Origin of the sequence: Novosphingobium sp. PhB55 (genome assembly GCF_004368805.1) — a bacterium.
GTDB lineage: Bacteria > Pseudomonadota > Alphaproteobacteria > Sphingomonadales > Sphingomonadaceae > Novosphingobium.
Genome location: NZ_SODQ01000002.1, coordinates 428,054 through 451,664, shown reverse-complemented (window position 1 = coordinate 451,664; position 23,611 = coordinate 428,054). Strand labels below are relative to the sequence as shown.

Here is a 23,611-nt window from a genome sequence, read left to right as displayed (position 1 = left end):
CTTTCGCACTACCCCATCCCGCATCCACTGCCTGAGCGCTCCACCGCTTGGGCAACAGCGCCACCAGCGCTTGCCACGCATTTCCGCGGTTTAACGCGCCACGGCCACCATTGCCCGATGACGAGAAAATTTCCCATAGACATCAGGATCTATTTTGGTGACATTCAACCATGACATTGGAATGATATTGGCATTGTCACAGGAAATAGTCGGCGCGCATTCCTCACAAAATAGATGCTGAAGCGCGGGGACAGGTTCGGGCCATGAGGGAAACAATGATGAAATTCGCACGCGCGACTTTGCTGGCCACCGGCGCCACCGTGACATTCGCCGCCCCTGCGTTTGCCCAGGACGGCCAGCAGCCGGCAGCTCCGGAAGACGCGGGCGCCATCGTCGTCACCGGCATCCGCGACGCGCTGACCAATGCCATCAACGTGAAGCGCAATGCCGATGCGGTCGTGGATGTCATCACCGCCGAAGGCATCGGCAAGTTTCCCGACCGCAACGTCGCGGAATCGCTGTCGCACATTCCCGGCGTCAGCGTCGACCGGCAGTTCGGCATCGGCGAGCGCGTCTCGATTCAGGGCACCGATCCCGCGCTCAACCGCGTCCTGATCGACGGCCATTCCATCGCTTCGGCCGACTGGGGCGGCAATGCCGGCGATGTGACCGGGCGCACGTTCAACTATTCCCTGCTCGCGCCGGAAATCGTCTCGCAGATCGAGGTGTTCAAGTCGCCCGAACCGCGCATCGACGACGGCTCGCTGGGCGGCACCGTGATCGTGCGCACCCGCAAGCCGCTGGACCTCGACAAGAACACCATCAACGGCTCGATCGGCTACGGCTACAACGACCGCTCCGAAATCGGCAATCCGCGCGGCTCGCTGCTCTATAGCTGGAAGAACGACAGCGCGACCTTCGGCATTCTCGTCGCCGGGACTTACGACAAGGACTCGCTGGCCCGCGCGGGCGTCGAATACTTCGGCTACAACAGCGGTTCCGACTTCACCTCGACCGATGCGGCCGGGAACGTCACGCTCAACAACCCCGATGCCGTGCTGACCGGCGGCACCGCGGCGGACCTCGCCGCTGCACGCTATCCCTATGGCATCAACCATGCCTACTTCAAGCAGACGCGCGAGCGCATCGGCGGCCAGTTCGCCGTGCAGTGGGCGCCGAGCGACCGCCTCGAATTCGACCTGACCGGCCTTCACATCGAAGGCACCTACAACAACTTCAGCCAGTCCCAGTACGTCGTACCCACCTGGGCCGCCGGGGCGCTGCAATCGGCGACGATCTCGAACGGCCTCGTCACTAACGCCTCCTTCGGCGCGACCGACCTGCCCTCCACCAGTTCGCAGCTGGACATGAACTACCGCAAGACCAAAGTGCGGACGGACAGCTACAACCTCGCCTCCACCTGGAAGGCGAACGACAGCCTGACTCTTTCCGGCAATGTGGGTTGGACCAAGGCCACGGGCGGCACCGATCCCGAATACCTGATGAACCTCCAGTCCAACATGCCCTTCAGCTACAGCTACGGGCAGAACCAGACTGCAGTGACGTATTCCACCGCGCCCACCGATCCGACGGCCTTCTTCCGCTCGGACCTGCGGCCTGTCACCCTGCCCGATGGCAGCACGGTGCAAGCCTACCAGATCGGCGGCATCGCCACGTCCCGCCAGCGCGACAAGGAAACCTACGGTCAGCTTGACGCCAAGTGGGACGTCGAGGACGGCTTCTTCAAGTCCGTGCGCATGGGCGTGAAGGCATCCGACCACGTCAACAGCCTGAGGGCCACCGGCTCCCAGGTCTATCTGACCGATCCGATCAGCCTGGCGGACTACGACTATACGCTCACGCCCTCGGGCCTGTTCAAGGGCCTGGGCTCGGGCGGCAACGCCAACCAGTTCGCCACCTTGCGCAGCGGAGACGTGATCGACACGCTGGAAAACGGCCTCTACGTCGACACCGGCCTTGACGAGGGCACTTCGTTCAAGGTGCACGAGAAGTCGGCCGCCGCTTACGTCCAGCTGGACTTCGAGACCGGGCCGATCCGCGGCAACCTGGGCTACCGCGCGGTCTATACCCAGGATGTCTCGGACTATTACCTCTACACCGCGGAGAGCGACAGCTATTCGCCGGCCCGTGCGAAGAACGACTATCTCAAGGGCCTGCCCAGCATCAACGTGAGCTGGGACGTCAACGACCAGATCAAGGTCCGCGGCTCGATCGCCAAGGTCATCGCCCGTCCCCGCTACGGCCAGCTCGCCGGCGCCTTCAGCCGCAACGACACGCAGCTGACGGCCAGCGGCGGCAACACCGACCTCAAGCCTTATGCCTCGACGAACTACGAGCTTTCGGCCGAATGGTACTTCGGCCACAGCGCGCTGCTTTCGGCCGAGTATTTCCGCCGCGAGATCTCATCCTACATCGTCACCACCACCAGCCAGCAGGTGCTGTTCAACAACCTGACCCAGCAGAACGAGACCTATATCGTCTCCAGCCCGGTCAACGCCTCGAACGCCACCGTCAACGGCGTGTCGCTGGGCTTCCAGACCCCGATCTGGGGCGGCTTCGGCATCCTGACCAACTACACCTTCGCCGATGCCAAGGGCGGCACGGGCGAAAACGGCGCGGTGCTGAACCTGCCCTATCTCTCGAAGCACACGATCAACGTGATCCCCTACTTCGAGAAGGGCCCGTTCCAGGCCCGCGTCAGCTGGAACTGGCGCAGCCACTACTTCACCGGCATCGGCCGCCTGGACTCGGTGGATTCGACCGACGGCTATCACCAGCTGGACGCATCGATCTCCTACAAGATCAACGACCACTTCACGGTCCAGGCCAACGCGCAGAACCTGCTCGATTCGACATATTATTCCTACAGTGGCAGCAAGAGCGCGCCGACGGCCTTCTACAAGAACGGGCGCGTCTTCGCCGCGACCGCCCAGTTCAGCTTCTAAGTCCCGTGCAAAAGCGTGCAGGTCCCTCTCCTCCTCCTTGAGACCTGCAGGCACACGGGCCGGCGCCTGTCCACGGGCTTGACCCGGTGGACAGGCGCCGCCCTTTTCGGGTCGCAACGGCCTTTGAAAGTTGAATGGATGCCTGAATGACCGCGCTTTCCCGCCGCCGCCTGATGTCCGGATCCTGCCGCCTCGCGCTGCTGGCCGCCGCCGTTCCCGCCGCACCGGCGCGGCTTCTGGCCGCCGAGGCGGAGCCGGCCGCGAAAGCCGATCCCTTCATCGGCACCGGCGGTGATGGTCATACTTTCCCCGGCGCCACCCTGCCTTTCGGCATGGTGCAGTTGAGCCCGGATACCGATACCGCGCGCTGGGACACCTGCTCGGGCTATCATCACGGCGACGCCTCGCTGCTGGGCTTTTCGCATACCCATCTGTCCGGCACCGGCATCGGCGACATGCTGGACGTGCTCGTCATGCCCTGCCGCGGCGAAGTGCGCCTCCGGCCGGGACCGCTCGACCGCCCGGACGAAGGCTATCGCCTGCGCTACAGCGACGAGGCGGCGGAGCCCGGCTATTACCGCGTACAGCTGGAAAACGGCGTCGCCAGCGAACTGACCGCAACGCTGCGCACCGGCATCCAGCGTCATGTCTATCCCGCCGATGGCAGCGGCGGGCATCTGCTGATCGACCTCTCGCACCTCGTGCTGGATTCTTCGGACAAGCATCCGCTGATCGACGATGCGGAACTCGCCCTGGATGCGGACGGCACGCTCACCGGGCAGCGGCGGGTGTTCCGCTGGGCCAAGGGGCGGCGCATCCACTTCGCCATGCAGTTCTCGCGCCCGCCGAGCCGCATCGATTTCTTCGGCGACGACGATGCCCCGCAAGCCCCGGGCAGCGCGCAAGTGAAGGGCCGGCGCCTGAAGGCCGCAGTCCATTTCGACGATGCCGGCAGCGCGCCGATCGTCGTGCGCACGGCCGTCTCGGCCGTGGATGTGGCGGGCGCCCGCGCGAACCTGGCGGCGGAAGCGACGCACTTCGACTTCGACCTCTATCGCCAGGCCGCTGCCCGCGCCTGGGCCGGCGAACTGTCCCATGTCTCGGTGACGGGCGGCAGCGCGGAACAGCGCACGATCATGGCCACCGCGCTCTATCACGCCGCCATCGGACCTACGCTGTTCTCGGACGTGGACGGCCGGACCATGGGGCTTGATCGCAAGGTGCACCAGTTGGCCCCCGGCGAGACGGCCTATAGCGCCTATTCGCTATGGGACACCTATCGCGCCTTCCATCCCCTGCAGACCTTGCTGCGCCCGGCGCGAGTCGGGGAATTCGTGGCCGACCTCGTTCGCCAGACGCAGCAGAGCCCCTATGGCCCGCCCGTCTGGCCGCTCCAGGGCGTGGAGACCGGCTGCATGATGGGCTGGCATGCGGTGCCGGTACTGGCCGAAGCCATGGCCAAGGGCATTCCCGGAGACTACGCCGCCGCCTGGCCGAACATCCGCCGCCGTTCGTTCGACTTCACCATGCCCGTGCTCGACAATGCGCGCGGCATCCCGGACTACGACGCCAAGGGCTATGTCCCGGCGGACAAGGTGTTCGAAAGCGTGAGCCGCACGCTCGAATATGCCTATGACGACTATGCCGCCGCCCGGATCGCCCGGGCAGCGGGCGCCGCGGACGACGCCGCACGGCTGAAGGCGCGCTCCGGCAACTGGAAGAACGTGTTCGACACCGCCACCGGCTTCGCCCGGCCCCGGCTGGACAACGGCGCCTGGACCGAACCTTACGATCCGGTGGAACTCGGCCATTCGGACAAGTGGCGCGACTTTACCGAAAGCAACGGCTGGCAGGCGACCTTCCTCAACCAGCACGACGTCCACGGCCTTGCCGAGGCGATGGGCGGTCCGGCCGGGCTGGAGGCCAAGCTCGATGCCTTCTTCAACGCGCCTTCCACGCTGCCCAGGAATGCACCGCCGGACATCAGCGGCATGGTCGGCCAATATGCCCATGGCAACGAACCCTCGCACCACGTCGCCTACCTCTATGCCTGGACGGGCGCGCACTGGAAGACGCAGGCCATGGTTCGCCGCCTGCTCGCGCTCATGTACCGCGCCCGACCGGCAGGCGTGATCGGCAACGACGATTGCGGGCAGATGAGCGCGTGGTACGTGCTTTCGGCACTGGGGTTCTATCCGGTCGATCCCGTCAGCGGCATCTATATCTTCGGCAGCCCGCTGTTCGAGGAAGCGCGCGTCAGGCTGGGCAACGGCCGCGAGCTGATCGTGAGCGCGCCGGGCAACCGCTCGGACCGGCCCTATTACGGCCCGGTGGAGTGGAACGGCAAGTCGCTGGACCGCTGCTGGATCCGCCACGAGGAGTTGATGAAGGGTGGCCGCCTGACATTCCACATGCAGAACGTGCCCGAGCTTTCGTTCGGACAGCGCCTGCAGAGCCGTCCTCCCCGTCAGGATTGACGGCCCTCCGGGACCGAGAGCCGCCTTCACTGTGCCCCCTCATTGGCGCCGCCGGACTGGATCCTGGCGGCGGCACTGGCGCGCGTTTCCGTGCAAGTGGCAGCACGCAAGGTGTTTCGGAAAAAAGGAAAACTTAACCGCGCGGAGCAGGCCATGGCTCCGCGCGGCGCTTCGCGTTCTGGCGTTAGCGTGAGACCAATTAGCGACATATTTCGCCAAATTACGGAAAAATATAATGCCAATTTGATTTTTGGAATTGAATTTATTTAATACCTATGACAGCTCTGTTGCAGGACAGGCTTTGGGAAGGGCCTGCCGGTTTCAGCCGCCGAAAAGGGAAGCGGCGGTATTGGCTGAGGAACTGGGCATGGGAATCTCGCGTCGCGATACCTTGGGCATGGCCCTGGCCGGAGCCGCCGTGGCTGGAACGGCGCGCGCGGCCGCACCGTCGAACGAAAGCCACAGCCCGGCCCTCGTGGTTTCCACATGGGACTTCGGCGCCGCGGCGAATGCGGCCGCCTATGGCCGCTGGAAAGCCGGCGGAACGCTGATCGACGCGGTCGAGGCCGGCGCGCAAGTGCCGGAGGCGGACCTTTCCAACCACTCCGTGGGCATGGGCGGCTATCCGGACCGGGACGGCCATGTCACGCTGGACGCCATCATCATGGACGACCGCGGCCACGCCGGCGCCGTCGCCGCGCTGGAAGGTTACGTCCACGCCATTTCGGTCGCCCGGCGCGTGATGGAGCGTACGCCGCACACGATGCTGGTGGGCGAAGGCGCCGCGCAATTCGCGCGCGAACAGGGCTTCGCGGCACAGGACCTGCTGACTCCCGAGGCGGAAGCCGCCTGGAAGGAATGGCTCAGGACGGCCGAATACAAACCCGTCGCCAATATCGAGAACCAGCGCGGTTCCAAGCTGGACCATGATACGATTGGTATTCTCGCGCGCAGCCCGGAGGGACGGCTGGCGGGCGCCTGCACGACCTCCGGCATGGCCTACAAGCTGCGCGGCCGGGTCGGCGATTCCCCGCAATCGGGCTGCGGACTGCTGGTGGAGCCGGGTGTCGGCGCCGCCACGGCCACGGGCGTGGGCGAGGAAGTGACACGCATCGCGGGGGCGGCCCGCGTGGTCGGCTCGATGCGGATGGGCATGTCGGCAATGGCCGCATGCCGCGAAGCCGTCGAACATATCGTCAAGCTGCGCGGAGACGCCGTGAAGGACGCCCAGGTCGCATTCCTGGCGATCGACAGGGACGGCCGCGTCGGTGCTTTCGCCATCCAGCCCGGATTCACTTACGCGGTGACGGACGCCGCCGGTCGCACGGCCGTCCACCCGTCGGACAGCCTGCGCCGCGCCTGACGCGCCGACCTGGAATCGATCGATAACGCAAGAGGAAATGCCGGCAACGACCGGGCACCGACAAATCCGGTCGATAGCGACCGGGGACCGACAAGTCCGGTCGATAACGACCGGTAGGCGACAAGGCCGACCTGCACACGGCGGCCCATCACTTCAGGGAAAAAGGGTTCTCGAATGAGGAAGATCACCAGGATACTCTTGGCCACCACCTGCATGGCCGGTCTGGCCACGCCGGCCATGGCGCAGGATACGGCACCGGCCGAGGCAGCCGATAGCGCGGGCAGTTCGGCAGGCTCGATCGTCGTCACGGGTTCGCGCATCAACCGCCCGAACTCCACGGCCGCCGCGCCGATCACTTCCGTCACCAACGACGCGATCCGCGCCCAGGCCGCCGTCAACATCGAGGAAGTGCTCAACCGCATTCCGCAGATCGCGCCGGACAGCCAGCAGAACTACTCGGATTCCGACGGCCGCCAGCGCATCAAGCTGCGCAACCTCGGCTTCGAACGCACCCTGACCCTGATCGACGGCAAGCGCGTGGGCACCATGAACGGCGTGGACGCCAACATGATCCCGACCTCGCTGATCAAGCGCGTCGACGTGCTGACCGGCGGTGCTTCCGCCGTCTACGGTTCGGATGCGGTCGCCGGCGTCGTCAACTTCATCATGGATGACGATTTCGAAGGCATCCAGCTCAACGGCAACTACAACTTCTACCTGCACAAGAACAAGCGCACGCTGATTTCGGACGTCGCCAGCCAGTACGGCTTCGACCAGCCGGCGCGCGGCAACGCGATCGACGGCGGCCGTTCCGATATCTCGCTGACGGTCGGCAAGAAGCTGTTCGACGGCCGCTTCCACATCAGCGGCTACGTCAACTATCGCGAAGCGGCGCTGGTGCCGTTCACCGCGCGCGAGACGGCAGGTTGCGAACTCATTCAGACCGGCAAGGACGGCCCGCTGGGGTGCACGACCTCGACGTATACGCCCTACGGCTACATTTCGCCCCGTTCGGGCGCTGCCAACGGCCAACAGTTCGTCAACAATCCGGACGGCTCCGGCACGCTCCTGCCTTATGGCGACGCCTATGCCGCCAATCCCTATGACGGTTATTCATTCCAGCGCGCCAACAAGCGCTGGAATGCGGGCGGCTTCACGTCCTTCGAACTGTCCGACGCCGCCGAACTCTACGGCAGCGTCATGTGGTTCCGCGACAGCTCGTCCAATCCCTATCCGGCGCGCGTGCTGAATTCCGAGACTTATGGCGAAGGCACGACATACTTCGTCAACTGCAACAATCCGCTGATGTCGGCCTCGCAGGCGCAGACCATCTGTGGTGCCGATGCAGGCACGGGTACGCTCGCCCCGCTCGACGTGCGCTATCGCTTCAACAATGCGCGCCCGGTCTCCGATTCCTACCTCAACCTGGGCCTGCGCGCGACCGCCGGCGTGCGCGGCCAGTTCGCACAGGGCTGGAGCTACGATGTGGGCGGCGTCTACGCCCGCAACCGCATGGACACCACCTGGGGCCGCCCCAACTACGACCGTGTCAACAACGCCCTCAATGTCGTCAGCGTCAACGGTCAGCTGCAGTGCGCTGCCGGCTCGGCCGATGGCTGCCTTCCCTTCGACGCCTTCAGCGCCAACTCGGCCACCAACGGCCAGGCCCTGTTGGATTACCTGACCGAGTTCGGCACCAGCACCACGATCAACACCCTCTATAACGCGGTTGCCACCGTACAGGGCGACCTGGGCACTTACGGCATCCAGTCGCCCTGGGCCGATCAGGGCGTGGCCATCGCGATCGGCGCCGAGTTCCGCGAGGACAAGCTGAAGAGCTACGCCGACGACGTCTGGCGCAAGAACTGGGGCGGATCGAACAGCAACCTTTCCCAGAATGCCTGGGAAGGCAACGTCGAAGTTCAGGTTCCGATCGTAGAGCACAAGCCCTTCGCCGAACTGCTGCAGTTCAACGGCGCGTTCCGTCTGTCGAAGTACAGCTCCAACCCGGACACCTTCTCCACCTGGAAGGCCGAAGCGATCTGGTCGCCGATTTCGGACATCACCTTCCGCGGCTCGATCAACAAGGCCCAGCGCGCGCCGACCGTGGTGGAAGCCTACCAGGGCTCCAACATCAGCTACGACCGGATCACGCCGACCTACAACGACATCTGTGCGCCGACGGTCACTTACACCACCGGCGCCAACGGCCAGCAGGTACCCGTCTACGGCGCCCCGGCCGCCTCGCGCGAAGTCTGCGCCGCCACCGGTCTGGCGGACAGCCTCTACGGCAGCCCGACCCTGGTCTGCCCGACCGACGTCGGCTGCACCGTTCGCTCGGGCGGCTACACGGTCAACCCGGAAACGGCCTACACCAAGACCTTCGGCGTCGTGCTCAAGCCCTCGTTCGTGCCCGGCCTGGTCGTCTCGATCGATCGCTTCCTGATCGATCTTGACGATTCCATCGGCTACAACAACTACGACTACTTCTCGAACGGCTGCCTCCAGACCGGCAGCGAGTTCTTCTGCTCGATGTTCGTGCGCAATGCCGACGGCACGCTGTCCAGCAACCCCAGCACCAACCCGACCAGCGGCTACATTCGCGGCGGCACGACCAACTACTACAAGAGCAAGTCGCACGGCTGGGACTTCCAGGGCCAGTATTCCACGGGTCTCGGCAAGTACGGTACGCTGGCGCTGGACTTCGCAGGCTCGCTGACCACTTTGGCGGGCGGCCAGGACTCACCGATCCTGCCGAAGTACAACTGCGCCGGATACTACGGCGGCACTTGCGGCCAGCTGATCCCCAAGTGGACGCACTCGCTGCGCGCCACGTACACGACCGAGGATCGCTTCTTCAACGCCTCGTTCAACTGGCGCTATGTCGGTCCGCTGACCAACGTCAGCAACTCGAACGATCCGGCACTGGGTGGGAACGCCGATACCGAGCGTGAGACGTTCTACCGCATCGGCGCGCAGAACTACTTCGACCTGGCGCTGACGTTCCGCGTGAACGAGGCGTTCTCGCTCCGCATGTCGGCAAACAACATCTTCGACAAGCTGCCGCCGCTGCTGCCGAACTCCTACGGCTACGGCCTGTCGCGCAGCAACACGCTGTCGGCACGCTATGACTCGCTGGGCCGCCAGCTCGCGATCGGCGCCACGGTCAACTTCTGACCGGCAAGACGCAGGAACGAACCGGAGCCCGCCGCCGCGGGTTCCGGTTTTGCCCCCCGCTGCATCGAAGCAGGAAGCATCATGAGGAGACGTCATGACAGGCGATAAAGCCACCACGGCCCCGCCGCGCCCTTCGCCGCATGGGAAGGTTCCGGTTTCGGCCGGGAATCCGGAGCCGGTATCGCCGGTGCAGGACGAACGGCAGGGCACTGCGGATGCTCCGCCCCCCAGGCGCAAGACACTCCAGGCGGTCGCCGGCTTCGATCCCGACTTCTGACCGCGCAAAGCCCGCCCAGCCTGCCCGCTCGGCCGCCCGCTCAGGGATAACAGTAAAGCACCGGTTCGTGCTCGCCCGCCTCGACGCGGTCACCCACGATCGCCACCCGTGCCCCGGAGGCCCGCGCAGCAGCGACGCCGGCGGGAGAATCCTCGAAGACCAGGCACGCTTCGATGGGAACGCCCAGCAGGTCCGCACCCTTGAGGAAGCCTTCCGGATCGGGCTTGCCGCAAGTCACGTCTTCTGCCGCCACCATGACCTGCGGCAAGGGCACGCCCACGGCCTCAAGCCGTTTCACCGCCAGTGCGCGCGGCGCCGATGTGACGATGGCCCAGGATCCGGGCGCAAGCCGCTTCACGAAATCCGCGATCCCCGCGATCGCCACCACGCCGTCGAGATCGGCGATCTCCGCCGCTTCGATGCCTTTCAGTTCCGCTGCGAGATCGAGGCCACTGCCGCCGAAGCGCCGGATCAGGTCCTTGCCCTGCACGCCGTGGCAAACCGCCAGCAACGGCTGGGGATCGATGCCGTGCCGCTGGGCCCACGCGGTCCAGACCCGTTCGACGACCCGCGATGAATCGACCATGGTGCCGTCCATGTCGAACAGGAAGGCGGCGAAATCACGGTTCTGGAACTGAGGCATGACCCCAGCCTAGTGCCCTGCGGCGCGAATGGAAAGGCGGTGGTCAGTCCCCAGGCGCCGCGCCGAGGCCGGCCCCGCGCGGATAGAGGGGCTTGTCCCGCGCAGTCCTGCTTGCGGTGGTGACCGGAGAGCGGGGCAAGTCGAAGGGCAGGCGCCCGCGCGCCCGGGCTTTTCCGGCGACCACGTCCGCGACGGCGGCGTCGCTGGCGCCGAAGGTCGCGAGAATGGCCCGCGTATGGGGGACCATCGCCGTCAGCACGGCGGGGCGGTCCATCTCGATTGCGACGATGACCGGAACCCGGGCCGCCGCGGTCCGGATCACCTGCATATCCGGGTCGGTATCGCGGAATTCGAGCCTGCCTTCATGCTGGCGCGATCCGAAGAAGTGATAAGGGTGAAGCGTCTCGAACGGCGCCGCGCTGCGGACGAGGGCCGCATCGGCATCCTCCAGCCGCGTCACCACTTCCAGCCCGGCCGCCCGCGCCGCCTCGGGATCGAGGCCCTGCAGCCAGACCCGCGCGCCGCGGCGCAGCGGCAGGATACCGCCTTCGTTCCGAAGCAGGACCTGGCTGGCGCGCTGGGCAGCGTCGGCCTCGGCCTTCACGGCAGGATCGCCCAGCACTTGCTCTGCGCGGCGGGGATCGACGAAAGGCTGGTCGAACAGGCCGAGTTCGAACTTCAGGCGCAGCACCCGGCGCACGGATTCGTCGATCCGCGCCTCGCTCACCAGCCCCTGCTTCACCGCCTGGGTGATCGGATCGGGACTGTCGATGCCGCCGAACTGGTCGAGCCCGGCATTGATGCCCTTGGCGAAGCGCTGCACCACGGTCAGCCCCTCCACGCCCCAGGGCATGCCGATGGCGCTGGGCATCTGCGGTGCCTCGGCGCTCGGCGCCGAGCAGCGTTCCGGGCAATCGCGCGTGATCGACCAGTCGGAGACGATCAGCCCGTCGAACCCCTTGCCGCCGCGCAGCAGCCCGGTCAGCAACGGCTTGCTGAAACCGGCCCCCACCGGCTCGGCCGGCTTTCCGTCCAGCGTCACGCCGTGCAGCACGACGTAAGTGGGCATCACGCCCGCGCTGTGAGCGGCCAAGGCGCCATCGAAGGCGCGGATGTGCTCGGCCAGTTCGCGGTTGTCGAGCGTGACGTTGCGGCCATAGTAATTGTGCCCGTCATAGCCCTCGGTCGCGGCGCCATAGCCAACCCAGTGCTTGACGATGGTGGCGACGCCGCTGTGCGTCACCCCGTCCCGTCCGCCCTGGAAGCCTTCCACATAGGCCCCGGCCATGCGCGACACGAGCGACGGATCGGACCCGAAGGTGGCGGTGATGCGCGGCCAGCGCGGCTCCACGCCGATGTCGGCCTGCGGGGAAAGCGCCATGTGGATGCCCACGGCGCGATATTCGCGCGCCGCCGCCGCGCCGAAGCGCCGCACCAGCGCCTCGTCGCGCAGCGCTGCGAAGCCGAGCGTCTCCGGCCAGGCGGAAAAGCCCTTGCCGCGTGTGCTGGCGCCGACAACCGCCTGGAAATGGTTGCGCGGATCGGTGCTGATCGTGGCCGGAATGCCGAGGCGGCTCTCCTCTGCCGCGCGCTGGACGGCGTTGTTCTGCTCGGCGAACTGGGCGGGGGGCAGGTCCAGCCGGGTGATGAAGCTGGACATGTGATCCCGGCCCACCAGGTCGCGGACTTTGGCCATGTCGTAGCCGCCGGCGGAAATGCCGATCGCCGCCCCCGGCGTCGGCCCGGCGCCCGGAAGCGTGCCATGCGCCAGCGTGCCGGTCTTTTCCTCCAGCGTCATCCGGCCGAGCAGGTCCTCGACGCGGCGCTCGATCGGGGCCTCGGGATCCTCGTAAGGGTCCTTCTGCCCGTTGTGGTTCAGGTCGCGCCATTCGGCCGCCTGCGCCGATCCGCAGCAGAGCGCCGCCAGTACCAGGCCGCCGAGCAGGCCCTTCCTCCGCCGCGCCTTCATGCCGCGCACTCCCCGCGCGGCAGGCCGGACATGCCGAACAGCAGCGCCGCCAGCGCCAGCGGCGAGGCCACGGCGCAGACGATGGAGATCGACAGGCCCAGGCGCGAAGGATCGGCGAAGACCATGTCGGTAACCAGAGCCACCGAAGTCGGCCCCAGGGTCGAGCCGACCAGATTGATGGCCAGCATGTAGATCACCGAGACTTGCGCGCGCATGCGGTTGGGGGTCAGCGACTGGAGCGTGGCCAGTCCGCCGCCGAAGTTGAAGCCGGCGAAGAAGTTCATGCCGCCGACGCCCGCCAGCGCGAGCCCGGCCGTCGGCATGAGCGGGAAACCGATCGTCAGGGGAATGAGCGCGGTGAACCCGATCACCGCGGCCAGGAGGTTGCCGTTGACCACTCCGCGCTTTTGCAGCCAGGAGCCGGCGAAGCCGCCGCAGAGCGCGCCGCTCGTACCGCAGAAGAACACCATCCAGCCGTAGGAGGCGCCGATCTGCGAAATCGACATGCCGTAGGAGCGTTCGAGGAAGGCCGGGATCCACGCACCGGTGCCGTTGCCCACGAAGATCATAAGCGCGAAGCCGACGATGATGCCGAAGTAGGCGCGTCCGTGGGCGGAGAGCTGGCCGAACAGCTGGGCCACGCTTGCGCTTCCCTTCCGTCCGGGATTCTCATGGCCGGCCGGCTCCGCGAGCTTCGGCGCGCCGCCACGGCGAACGGGTTCGCGCACGAACAGCATCGCCAGCGACAGCAGCGCGCCGGGAATGCCGAGCGCCAGGAAGATGATGTGCCAGCCCTTCATCGTCCCCAGCACCGGTATGGCGATTTCCGAGGACGGCGGCACCGCCCCGGCGATCAGCCCGCCCAGGATCAGGGCACCGGCCCCGCCGAGGTAGACGCCCATGTTGTAGACGCCCATGGCCAGCGCCAGCCGGTTCTTCGGGAAATAGTCCGCCAGGATCGAGTGGGCGGCGGGGCTCAGTCCCCCCTCCCCGGTCCCCACCGCGACGCGCGCGGCGAAGAGGCCGCCATAGCTGCGGGTCATGCCGCAGGCCGCGGTGGCGAGGCTCCAGACGAAGATCGACACGACGATGATGTTGCGGCGGTTGGACCGGTCTGCCAGCCAGGCCACCGGGATACCGACGATCACGTAGAACAAGGTGAAGCTCAACCCGTAGAGCAGGCTCATCGCCGTGTCGGAAGCGCCGAGGTCTTCCTTGATCGGCTGCACGAGCAGCGCCAGCGCCTGGCGATCGACGAAGGCCAGGGTATAGGCCAGCATGAGCAGGATCGCCGCCGTCCAGGCTTCGCGCGCGGGGGGCCAGTTGCCGCCATCGGGATCGGGAACCGGATCAAAAACCGGATCGGGAACCGTCATCTCCGGCGCCGTCTTCAGCGCGGCATCCTTCGCGGTCTGCAGCATAGTCCCCATCCCTGTATTCTTGTCTTGCCCGGCGCCGTTCGTGCGGCGCCATTCTGGTGCGACCCGAAAGGCAATGGACAAGCGAGTATTTAGCGCTACAACTAACCGCATTCCCGGGATTGTCAACGCAGTTGTTGGTCAATTCGAACCAAATCGCATCGGCCGGGCACATCCTTGCCAAATTGCGGCCGGAACCTATGACAGGGGCGATTATGACAAGCGGTACGACCCCTCGAAAACGACGGCGCGGCGGCGGCGGCCCCACGATTGCCGAAGTGGCCGAGCTGGCAGGCGTATCGACGATGACCGTCTCCAACGTGCTGAACAACCGGCCGGTCGTCCATGCCGACACCCGCGATGCCGTGCTCAAGGCTGTGAAGGCGCTCAACTATACGCCCAACAGCGCCGCGCGGGCCCTGGCCAGCGCCGCCACCCTGCGGATCGGGCTGGTCCACAGCGATACCGAAAGCGCCCTGCTCAGCGCGATCCTGGTCGGCTCGCTCAAGGCCGCCTCGCGCCTGGGCGCGCAGCTCATCATCAACTCCTACGACCTGGCCGATCCGGTCGGCGGCGTGGAGGCTTTCCTGAAGACCGGACTGGACGGGCTGCTGCTGCCGCCGCCGCTCTGCGAAATGGTCAGCGCCGCGGGCATTCCGGAGCGTCACGATACCGCGATGATCGCCCTGGCGCCCGGCGGCGATCTCCGCAACATGGACTGCGTGCGGATCGACGACGAACAGGCCGCTTACGAAGTGACGCGGATCCTGCTGGAAAAGGGCCACCGCCGGATCGGCTTCGTCACCCTGCCCGGCGCGCTGGTGGCGGTTTCGCGACTGCGCGGCTATTTGCGCGCGCTGGGCGAACAGAGCGTCATTCCCGACATGAGCTTGGTCTGGGAGGCGCGCCCGACCTTCGATGCCGGACTCGATCTGGCGCAGCGCGTGCTGATCGAGGACCGCCGCGTGACGGCGGTGATCGCCGGTAACGACGATATGGCCGCGGCCTTCGTCAACGTAGCCTTGCGCAACAACCTGTCCGTGCCCGGCGACGTCTCGATCATCGGCTTCGACGATACGCCGATCGCCGTGAAGATCTGGCCTGCGCTGACGACCGTGCGCCAGCCGCTGGCGCTCATCGCCGAAAGGGCCACCGAGCGCCTCGTCAGCATCTTGCGCGAAGAAGGCGGGAAAAGCGCCGCGGTGGAGGCCAGCTACGTGGACTTCACCGTGATCGAGCGCAATTCGGTCGGCGTGCCTCCCAAAGACGGATAAGCCGCAGGACAGATAAAAAGGCGGCGGCGGACTTGCGTCCACCGCCGCATGGGCAACCGGCTCGGGAGGAGGAGGTCGAGCGGTCGCCCCAAGGTATCGATACTACTCCGCGTCCGGCTGACGGGACGGGACGGCAACCTGAAATGCCGGCAGGGCGTTGCAGGCGGCTTCCACTTCCGCAATCCTCGGGAAGTCGAACCGCGCGCCGAAGCGCCGCGCATTGCCGAGCTGCGGCACGAGGCAGATGTCGGCCAGCGTGACTTGCGCGCCGAAGCAATAAGGGCCTTCGTTCGCCGCAATCGTCGCGGAGAAGGCTTCCAGCCCGGTCTCGATCACTTCGCGCGCCCACCCGGTCACGGATTCCTCGTCCAGTCCGCGCGCGCGCAGCATGTCGAGCACCTTGAGGTTCTGGAGGGGATGCACTTCGCAGGCGATCAATTGGGCCGCGGCGCGGACTTTCGCGCGTTCCAGCGGATCGGCCGGAAGCAGCGCCGGATCGGGCCGGATCTCGTCGAGATACTCGCAGATGGCGAGACTCTGCGTCAGCACCGCACCACCGACTTCCAGGCTGGGTACGAGGCCCTGCGGGTTGAGCCGGAGATATTCGGGCGTTCGCTGTTCTCCCGCCCGCAGACGGTAAGTGTGCCCGCTCCAGTCCAGCCCCTTGAGCGCGAGCGCGATGCGCACGCGCCACGAAGAGGACGACCGCCAGAACGTGTGGAGGACCAGCGGGTCAGGCACCGGCCGGCGGCCCCACCTTCACCACGGTATCGCTGAGACCGGCCACCGAGATGACGATCTCGTCGCCCGGCACCACCGCGCCCACGCCGGCGGGCGTGCCGGTGTAGATCAGGTCGCCCGGCTCCAGGCGGTAGGCGTTCGAGAGGAAGGCGATGAGATCCGCAACCGGGTGGATCAGCTCGGCAAGGTCTGCCTCCTGCCTGACTTCGCCGTTGACCGTCAGGCGGATCGCGCCTTCGTTCAGCGGGCCGGTTTCGGCGATCGGATGGATCAGGCCGAGCGGAGAGGATTCCTCCACGTTCTTGCCCGCATCCCAGGGGCGGCCCTTGGCCCGCGCTTCCAGCTGGAGATCGCGACGGGTCATGTCGAGCCCAGTGGCATACCCGTAGACGTGGTCCAGGGCGTCGGCCGCGGCGATGCTGCGCCCGCCCTTGCCGATGGCGACGACCAGTTCGGCCTCGTAATGAAAGTTCGCCGTCGACGGCGGGTAAGCCATGACCGACCCGCTGGGGATCACGGTCTCCGCCCACTTGGTGAAGTAGAACGGCGCCTCGCGGTCAACCTCGACGCCCATTTCCTTGGCGTGGTCGGCATAGTTGCGGCCGATGCAGAACACCCGGCGGACCGGATAGTCGTGACCGTCGCTGGTCTTCGCAAGGACGGGCGGCAGCGGGTCGAACAGATAGGTCAATGGTTGAACTCCCGGTAGAGATCGAGCTTCACTTGCGAAGCCTTGTCGGAATAGGCGAACAGGACCAGCTCGGTCGCCGCGAGGAAGCGGTGCGGCACCCAGGAGGGCACCACCACCACGTCCCTGGGCTTCAGGGCGATGGTTTCCTCGCCCAGCCGCAGTTCGCCCGTACCTTCGCAGACGACGAAGACGGTGCCGTCCGTCGCCTGGCGGGTGCGGCTCTCGAAGCCTGCGGGCAGCAGCCGGACATGGGCGGAGATGGTGGAGAGCACCGGGCCGCCGTCGGCCGGATTGGTGAATTCCAGAGCGTGGCCGAAGTGCGGGTCGATTTGGCCGGCGGTCGCCAGCGACTGGAGCGCCGGCCGCCAGTCGGCATAAGGATAGTGGAACAGCGGTCGTCCTGCCGGTCGCCGGTCCGCCGCGCTGCCGCGCATCGGGCGCATGTTGTGGCCGTAGCGCGCCAAGGTGTCGCCCGGCGCGGCCGTCTCGGGATGGGCCGCAGAGCCGAGGCGCTCGGCAAAGCTGGCATCGAACAGGCGCACGGTCGGGATGTCCAGGCCGTCAAGCCAGATCATCGGGGCATCGCCGTCATTGCCGTGATCGTGCCACTGGTAGGCAGGCGTCAGCACCAGGTCGAACTGCTCCATCACCGCCTTCTCGCCGTCGAGCGCGGTGAAGGCACCGCTGCCTTCCATGACGAAGCGCAGCGCGTTCTGCGCATGGCGGTGGCAGGGCGCCACTTCGCCCGGCAGGATCAGCTGGAGCCCGGCGTAGAGGCTGGGCGTGATCGCCGCCTGACCCGCCAGTCCGGGGTTCTCCATGATGAGCACCCGGCGCTCGGCCTGCTCGGCACTGATGATGTCGCCGGCCCGCATCAGGAAGCTGCGGGTCTCCGCATAGTCCCAGCGCCAGGGCCTGGCGGGCGAGCGGGGTTCCGTGAGGACCAGTGCATGAAGGCTCTCCCACAAGGGCTGGAGCCCCTGCGGCGCCATCGCTGCATAGAGCGCTTCAAGCTGCGAGCGCTGGTCGTTGGCGCCCCGAGTCATCTCGCCTTGGTTCATACCGTCCTCACCACTTGAGCTGTTCGAGGCCGCAGAACGGATCGACCGGGCTGACGCCGGTGAACGGTGCCTCTCCGGTGAGACGCCGGACCGTTTCGCGCTGCACCGGTTCGATCGCGCTATAGGCGTTCACGCAAGTCTGCATGTGCGGTGCATCGAACAGGTAATAGGGCTGGCCGAAGGAGACCATCAGTGTGGGGATTTCTCGCGAGTACTGCGTCATCGCCTTGCGGTTGTTGCCATGCAGCTTCGCGAAATCGAGGAAGATGCGCGAGGCGCTGGGCGTGGCTTCCTGCCCGACCAGATAGAGGACGAGGTCGGTGTCCTCACGCGAGGGCATCGCCTCGGGATCGAACCTGCGCACCTCGAAACCGCGCTGTTCCAGCTCGGCAAACACAGGGCCGTAGCCGCGATCGAGCGAGCCGTCCCAGAAGCTGAAGCCTTCCTCCTCGATCACCACGACCCGGCGGTGCTTCACGGGATCGAGCGGCAGCAGGTCCTGCACGTCCTTGACCAGGGTGACGCTCTGCCCCGCCGCGGCGCGCGCCGTTTCGAGGTCTGCGGGGGCCTGAAGCGCCGCCTGCATCTCGGCCAGCGGCATGAGCCGCTCCGAAGGTTCGCGCAAGTGCAGCCCCAGCTTCGCCTTGAGCGTGAGGATGCGCGTGACCGCCTCCTCCAGCCGGGCTTCGGACAGCAGGCCCTTGCGCAGACCGTCCAGCATGAAGCCGTAGTCCCGCTCGGGCGCGCGGCTGAACAGGAAGATGTCGCAGCCGTTCTCGATCACGGTGGGCACCGTCTCGGCGCGCTCCATCCAGCCCGTCAGCCCGCCCATGCCGGTGGCGTCGGAGATGATGAGGCCCTTGAAGCCCAGTTCCCCGCGCAGCAGGTCCTGGTTGAGCAGGCGCGAGACGGTCGCAGGCTGGAAGGCTTCCCTGCCGGCATCGGGCAGGCGCGAACGGATATAGGCGGGGAAGGCGATATGCGCGGACATCACCGTCATGACCCCGGCCCGGATCAGGGTTCCGTAGATGCGGCCGTAAAGCGCATGCCATTCCTCCACCGAGAGCGGGTTGACGCTGGTGACGAGGTGCTGGTCGCGCTCGTCGAAACCGTCGCCCGGCCAATGCTTGAGGCAGGCAGCCACGCCCTCTTCCTGAAGGACGCGGGCATAGGCGCCGGCTTGCGCCAGCACCCGCTGAGGGTCGGAGCCAAAGGAACGGGTGCCCACGATGGCGCTGCGGAACGCCTCGTTGATGTCCACCACCGGGCCGAACGACCAGTCGTAGCCCAGCACCCTGCTCTCGCGCGCGACGAGGCGGGCGACTGCCTCGGTCGTGGCCAGATCGTCGCAGGAGGCCAAGCCCATGATGTTGGGCACGGCAGTGGCGAAGGGATAGCTGATGGTGCCGCCCTCGATGTCGCCGGTGAAGATCGGCGGCACGCTAGCGCTTTCGACCGTGAACATCGTCGCCTCACGGAAGGCGGCAAGGTCGCGCCGGGGGAAGCGGTTGATGCCGCCGGGCTTCAGCGCAAGCAGCGGCGCCAGTTCCTCGCGGCTGTCCTGCGAGGTGGAGAAGACGAAGAGCTGGCCGATCTTCTCCTCGGTGCTCATCGCGTCGCGGGTGCGCTCCACCCAGGCCTGGGCCTTGGCATCGATGGCGAGGGGATCGACGGTGTCGAGGGAAGCGGGGGCAAAATCAGTCATGGAAAGTTCCCGAAGTCACGGCCACCGGGCCGCGCTTGAACGGCGCGAAGCGGGTGCGGGCAGCAGCAAGACGGCCGCGCATGTCGGCAAGGACATCCGGGTGGCGGTCGGCCACGCTGTAGTTCTCGGCCGGGTCGGCGTTCAGGTCGTAGAGCTGCGGGTACTTGGGATCGGTGGGCCGGAAGCCGGCCAGGAAGTAGTCGCCGGAGACGTATTTCCAGCGCTGCGTGCGGATCGCCACCGGGTCTTCATTGTTGAACAGGACAAGTTCCTCATGGGGAGACTGCTGCGCACCGCCGAACAGGACGGGGGAAATGTCCTTTCCGTCCAGTTCCGCGTCGGGGAGGGCGACGCCGGCGAGCGCGCAGCAGGTGGGAAGAAAGTCGATGGCCATGGCGATCGCATCGCTGTGGCCGGAAGCGGAGATCGAACCGGGGCACCAGGCGATCAGCGGCACCTTGCTGGCACCGTCGTAGCCGCCGCCGCCCTTGCGCTGGCGCAAGGGGCCGCTCGACCCTTCGTACCAGGGTCCATTGTCGGAGGTGAACAGCACCAGCGTCTCGCGGTCGATCTTCAGCTTGCGCAGCAGGGCGAGGATGCGGCCGACCTTGTCGTCCACTTCCTCCACGGAATCGCCGTAAGCTCCCGCGTTCGAGCGACCCGCGAAGGGTGCGGGCGGGCGGCAGGGCAAGTGCGGCGCGCTGAGCGCCAGTTCCACGAAGAACGGCCTTGCGGCGTTCTCGGTGATGAATTTCTCGGCCTCCTCGCAGAAGATCTGCTGGAGCGGCGTGATCTCGACAGGCGCCTGCACGGCCTCGCGCCCGGCCTCGGCGCGCACCAGCACCAGGGGGCTCATGTCGTGGCTATAGGGGATGCCCACGAAGCGGTCGAAGCCGTGGTGCGTGGGCAGCCAGTCCGGTCCGCGATGGCCGAGGTGCCACTTGCCGAACAGGCCGGTCGCATAGCCGGCGGGCTTGAGCGCCTCGGCTATGGTCACTTCGGATTTCGGCAGCACGCGGTCGTCGTTGTAGAGGATGACCTTGTCGCCAAGGCCGGTCCGCACGGGATAGCGGCCGGTGAGCAGCCCCGCGCGGGAGGGCGTGCACAAGTTGGCGGCAGCATAGAATTCGGAGAAGGTCAGCCCTTCGCGGGCCATGGCGTCGATGTTCGGCGTGGCGATGCCGCGGGCGCCGGTCATGCCGAGATCGCCGTAGCCGAGATCGTCGCAGAGGATCACGACGACGTTGCGCGGGCGGCGCTTCCCCGCGGCCATGGCGGCCGGCGCCGAACAGGCTGCCGCGGCGGCGGCGCTGGAGGCTAGGAATTTGCGTCGATCCAAGGCGCGATCCTTCAAGAAGCGGCCGGGCGCTGGCGCCCGGCCCAAGGTGGGTCTCAGAAACGGGCGCCGAAGGTCGCACCGAAGTAGCGGCTGGAGTCCTTGTTGTAGGTGCCGACCAGATCGTAGGGATTGGCCGTGGTGGACATCAGCGAGTTGTGGCCGATGCTGGTCAGGTAGTTGGTGTCGAACAGGTTCTTCACGAAGACCGAGAGGCTGTAGCGCTTGTCCGGCGTGGCAACGCCGACCGTGGCATCGACCAGCGTGTAGGACGGCTGGCGCGTCAGCGGATCGAGTTCCGAGGTGAAGTACTGCGCGCTGGTGAAGTTCACGCCCAGCTGTGCGAAGGCGCTGAACTTGTCGCCTTCGTAGTCGTAGCGCGGCGACAGGGTGATGCGCCAGTCGGGGCTCGCCTGGAGCGGACGATCGCGCAGGTTCTGCTGCGGGGTCGCGCCGGGGGCGGTGCGGTAGCACACGTTGATCGGCGTGCCGGTCATCACCGGTGCGGCAGCCTGCAGCTGCAGCGGGCAGTTCAGGCCGTCGATATTGATGCGCGACTGCGCATACGTGACGCCGGCATTGACCGAGAACGAGTCCGAGGGACGCATCGTCGCTTCGATTTCGAAGCCGCGGCTGCGCGACGAACCGGCATTGGTGGTCACGAACTGGATGACGCCGGTGGTCGGATCGGAACGGTTGGCCTGGACCTGCAGGTTCGAATAGTCCGCCTGGAACAGCGCGGCCGAGAAGGTCAGCGTACGGTCGGACGTGCTGCCCTTGAAGCCGATTTCATAGGCGTTGACGTGCTCGGGCTGGATCGCGGACTGGTTGGCAAGGTTGGCCGAGATTTCCATCTCGTAGCCCAGGCCCTTGTAGCCGCGGGTATACGTCGCATAGACCTGCGCATTGCGGTTGAATTCGTATTGCAGGCCGGCCTTGCCGGTAACGGCGGTGTCGTGGGCCGAGAAGCTGCCGCTGGTGCTGGCATTGCCCGGGAACACCATGTCTCCGGCGACGATCGGGGCGGTGCGGGTGCCGCTATTGGTGCCCTTTTCGTACTGGACGCGGATGCCGCCGATGGCGCGAAGCCCGCCGACGATGAGATAGTCGGCCTGGCCGAAGGCGGCGATGCTGTCCTGCTTCAGGCGGATGCGGCTCTCGGCGGACTGCCACACGATATTGGTGGTGGCGCAAGGCTGGCCGACGATGCCGGCGGTGCAGCGGGCACGGCGGCGGTCGAAGGGACGCAGGATGTCGCTGTGCATGTAGAAGGCACCGACGACGTAATTGAGGTCCGACTTGCCGTTATTGGCGATGCGCAGTTCCTGCGACCAGGCGCTCAGGTCGACGATGCCGTGGTTCTGGTTCCAGAAGGTATAGGGCGCGAAAGCGGCCGTACCCAGATAGAGCGGCGAAGTGGCGTTGATGCGGTCGATCGGCTGGTTCACTTCCAGATCGTACTTCTGGTAGGCCGTGATCGAGGTGATCGACGCGGCGCCGAGGTCCCAGTCGGCCTGCAGCGAATAGGTCTGCGACTTGCTGTTGGCGTAAGTGTCGGTGTCTTCGTTGATCGTGCGGTTCTTGCGGCTGGCATCGATCGGGCCGACGACCTGCTGCAGCACCGGGTTGACGATGGAGATCAGCGTCGAGGCGCAGCAATCCGCGTCGGTCTTCTTATATTCGCCGGCGAGCAGGAAAGTGAGGTTGGGCGTGGCTTCCCATTCCAGCTTGCCGCGCACGCCCCAGCTCTTGGAGCCGTTGACCCACTTGTCAGTGCCGATGTTGCGCGTCACGCCCTGGACGTCGCTGTAGAAGCCGGAGACACGGGCGCGCAGGGTGTCGGTGATGGGGCCGGACACGGTGCCGCGCGCGCGATATTCGTTATGCTCGGCGATGGTGATTTCGCCCTTGCCCTCGAACGTGTCGGACGGGCGCGCAGTGGTCACGCTGATGACGCCGGCGGATGCGTTCTTGCCGAACAGCGTGCCCTGCGGGCCGCGCAGGACTTCGATGCGCTCGATGTCGGCCAGTTCGGAGAAGCCCTGGGCCGAGCGCACCGCGACGACGCCGTCGACAACCACCGAGACCGAGGATTCGACGCCCTGGCCGAACAGGGCCGTGCCGATGCCGCGAATGCGGAAGCTGGTGTTGGTGGGGTTGGCGCCCTGCTGGAACGAGAGCGAGGGAATGGCGGTGACCAGCGAGGTGGTGTCGTTGATCTGGCGCGCAGCCAGCATGTCGGCGCTCACCGCAGTGACGGCCAGCGGCACGTCCTGGAGGCGCTCGGCGCGCTTCTGCGCGGTAACGACGATATCGCCGGGCATCGTGCCGTCAGGCGCGGCGGCATCCTGCGCCATGGCGGGTGCGGCCCACATGATGGCGGCGCCGAGCGCGGTGACGGAAACGGTAGACGCACCAAAAATGGTCTTCAGAGACATGCTTTTCCCCTCCACTTGGGTTCCCGGCATCTTTGCTGCCCAGGACTTCTGGACATTCGCGCCGGGTTCGAATCA

At 66.5% G+C, this 23,611-nt stretch carries 16 protein-coding genes; 7 read left to right on the top strand and 9 right to left on the bottom strand.

From position 1 onward, the window contains the following. Nucleotides 1-278: 278 nt before the first annotated feature. The 6 genes from EDF57_RS06355 to EDF57_RS06330 all read left to right on the top strand — a co-directional run bounded on the left by EDF57_RS06355 (nucleotide 279) and on the right by EDF57_RS06330 (nucleotide 10,260). Nucleotides 279-2,966: a TonB-dependent receptor gene (locus tag EDF57_RS06355; RefSeq protein ID WP_134093513.1), complete on the top strand. Its 2,688-nt coding sequence runs from the start codon at nucleotides 279-281 to the stop codon at nucleotides 2,964-2,966. 146 nt (nucleotides 2,967-3,112) lie between these two features. After that, nucleotides 3,113-5,443: a GH92 family glycosyl hydrolase gene (locus EDF57_RS06350; RefSeq protein WP_134093512.1), complete on the top strand. Its 2,331-nt coding sequence runs from the start codon at nucleotides 3,113-3,115 to the stop codon at nucleotides 5,441-5,443. 42 nt (nucleotides 5,444-5,485) lie between these two features. Then, on the top strand, nucleotides 5,486-5,713 hold the full coding sequence (locus EDF57_RS06345) for a hypothetical protein (RefSeq protein ID WP_134093511.1): 228 nt from the start codon (nucleotides 5,486-5,488) through the stop codon (nucleotides 5,711-5,713). 97 nt (nucleotides 5,714-5,810) lie between these two features. Continuing rightward, nucleotides 5,811-6,806, top strand: a complete 996-nt coding sequence (locus tag EDF57_RS06340; RefSeq protein ID WP_134093510.1) for a N(4)-(beta-N-acetylglucosaminyl)-L-asparaginase — start codon at nucleotides 5,811-5,813, stop codon at nucleotides 6,804-6,806. A 174-nt stretch (nucleotides 6,807-6,980) separates the two neighbouring features. After that, nucleotides 6,981-9,983, top strand: coding sequence for a TonB-dependent receptor (locus EDF57_RS06335; protein WP_243840913.1), 3,003 nt, complete (start codon nucleotides 6,981-6,983; stop codon nucleotides 9,981-9,983). Between the two features lie 94 nt (nucleotides 9,984-10,077). Further along, nucleotides 10,078-10,260, top strand: coding sequence for a hypothetical protein (locus EDF57_RS06330; protein ID WP_134093509.1), 183 nt, complete (start codon nucleotides 10,078-10,080; stop codon nucleotides 10,258-10,260). Between the two features lie 40 nt (nucleotides 10,261-10,300). On the opposite strand, the gene EDF57_RS06325 is transcribed toward EDF57_RS06330, so the two are convergent. The 3 genes from EDF57_RS06325 to EDF57_RS06315 are packed head-to-tail and all read right to left on the bottom strand — an operon-like array spanning nucleotide 10,301 to nucleotide 14,293. Then, nucleotides 10,301-10,903: an HAD-IA family hydrolase gene (locus EDF57_RS06325; RefSeq protein ID WP_134093508.1), complete on the bottom strand. Its 603-nt coding sequence runs from the start codon at nucleotides 10,901-10,903 to the stop codon at nucleotides 10,301-10,303. A gap of 43 nt (nucleotides 10,904-10,946) precedes the next feature. Next, nucleotides 10,947-12,872, bottom strand: coding sequence for a glycoside hydrolase family 3 N-terminal domain-containing protein (locus EDF57_RS06320; protein ID WP_134093507.1), 1,926 nt, complete (start codon nucleotides 12,870-12,872; stop codon nucleotides 10,947-10,949). After that, nucleotides 12,869-14,293, bottom strand: a complete 1,425-nt coding sequence (locus EDF57_RS06315; RefSeq protein ID WP_243840912.1) for an MFS transporter — start codon at nucleotides 14,291-14,293, stop codon at nucleotides 12,869-12,871. Before EDF57_RS06315 ends, EDF57_RS06320 begins: the two co-directional genes overlap by 4 nt. A 212-nt stretch (nucleotides 14,294-14,505) precedes the next feature. Here EDF57_RS06315 and EDF57_RS06310 point away from each other — a divergent pair, with 212 nt between their 5' ends. Then, entirely contained in the window at nucleotides 14,506-15,564 is a 1,059-nt protein-coding gene (locus EDF57_RS06310; protein WP_134093506.1) for a LacI family DNA-binding transcriptional regulator, read from the top strand. A gap of 102 nt (nucleotides 15,565-15,666) precedes the next feature. Here the strand turns inward: EDF57_RS06310 and maiA are convergent, their stop codons facing one another. The 6 genes from maiA to EDF57_RS06280 are packed head-to-tail and all read right to left on the bottom strand — an operon-like array spanning nucleotide 15,667 to nucleotide 23,536. Continuing rightward, on the bottom strand, nucleotides 15,667-16,305 hold the full coding sequence (gene maiA, locus EDF57_RS06305) for a maleylacetoacetate isomerase (protein ID WP_134093505.1): 639 nt from the start codon (nucleotides 16,303-16,305) through the stop codon (nucleotides 15,667-15,669). Further along, complete coding sequence (locus tag EDF57_RS06300; protein ID WP_132267344.1) at nucleotides 16,298-16,996, bottom strand: fumarylacetoacetate hydrolase family protein; 699 nt, start codon at nucleotides 16,994-16,996, stop codon at nucleotides 16,298-16,300. The genes maiA and EDF57_RS06300 overlap by 8 nt, the downstream gene beginning before the upstream one ends. Next, a complete protein-coding gene (gene gtdA / locus EDF57_RS06295) occupies nucleotides 16,993-18,042 on the bottom strand; it encodes a gentisate 1,2-dioxygenase (RefSeq protein WP_134093734.1) in 1,050 nt (349 codons plus the stop codon). The genes EDF57_RS06300 and gtdA overlap by 4 nt, the downstream gene beginning before the upstream one ends. Before the next feature lie 22 nt (nucleotides 18,043-18,064). Further along, nucleotides 18,065-19,762, bottom strand: a complete 1,698-nt coding sequence (locus EDF57_RS06290) for a glycoside hydrolase family 3 N-terminal domain-containing protein (RefSeq protein WP_134093504.1) — start codon at nucleotides 19,760-19,762, stop codon at nucleotides 18,065-18,067. Next, nucleotides 19,755-21,101 carry a sulfatase gene (locus EDF57_RS06285; protein ID WP_243840911.1) on the bottom strand — a complete coding sequence of 449 codons (1,347 nt, stop codon included), beginning with the start codon at nucleotides 21,099-21,101 and terminating at the stop codon, nucleotides 19,755-19,757. Before EDF57_RS06285 ends, EDF57_RS06290 begins: the two co-directional genes overlap by 8 nt. 53 nt (nucleotides 21,102-21,154) lie before the next feature. Beyond that, on the bottom strand, nucleotides 21,155-23,536 hold the full coding sequence (locus EDF57_RS06280; RefSeq protein ID WP_134093503.1) for a TonB-dependent receptor: 2,382 nt from the start codon (nucleotides 23,534-23,536) through the stop codon (nucleotides 21,155-21,157). Nucleotides 23,537-23,611: the final 75 nt, after the last annotated feature.

Coding starts and splice junctions, on each gene's coding strand:
- EDF57_RS06330 (WP_134093509.1), top strand. CDS start 10,078: ATGACAGGCGATAAAGCCACCACGGCCCCGCCGCGCCCTTCGCCGCAT.
- EDF57_RS06335 (WP_243840913.1), top strand. CDS start 6,981: ATGAGGAAGATCACCAGGATACTCTTGGCCACCACCTGCATGGCCGGT.
- EDF57_RS06325 (WP_134093508.1), bottom strand. CDS start 10,903: ATGCCTCAGTTCCAGAACCGTGATTTCGCCGCCTTCCTGTTCGACATG.
- EDF57_RS06315 (WP_243840912.1), bottom strand. CDS start 14,293: ATGCTGCAGACCGCGAAGGATGCCGCGCTGAAGACGGCGCCGGAGATG.
- gtdA (WP_134093734.1), bottom strand. CDS start 18,042: ATGACTCGGGGCGCCAACGACCAGCGCTCGCAGCTTGAAGCGCTCTAT.
- EDF57_RS06340 (WP_134093510.1), top strand. CDS start 5,811: ATGGGAATCTCGCGTCGCGATACCTTGGGCATGGCCCTGGCCGGAGCC.
- EDF57_RS06355 (WP_134093513.1), top strand. CDS start 279: ATGAAATTCGCACGCGCGACTTTGCTGGCCACCGGCGCCACCGTGACA.
- EDF57_RS06320 (WP_134093507.1), bottom strand. CDS start 12,872: ATGAAGGCGCGGCGGAGGAAGGGCCTGCTCGGCGGCCTGGTACTGGCG.
- EDF57_RS06290 (WP_134093504.1), bottom strand. CDS start 19,762: ATGACTGATTTTGCCCCCGCTTCCCTCGACACCGTCGATCCCCTCGCC.
- EDF57_RS06310 (WP_134093506.1), top strand. CDS start 14,506: ATGACAAGCGGTACGACCCCTCGAAAACGACGGCGCGGCGGCGGCGGC.
- EDF57_RS06350 (WP_134093512.1), top strand. CDS start 3,113: ATGACCGCGCTTTCCCGCCGCCGCCTGATGTCCGGATCCTGCCGCCTC.
- EDF57_RS06280 (WP_134093503.1), bottom strand. CDS start 23,536: ATGTCTCTGAAGACCATTTTTGGTGCGTCTACCGTTTCCGTCACCGCG.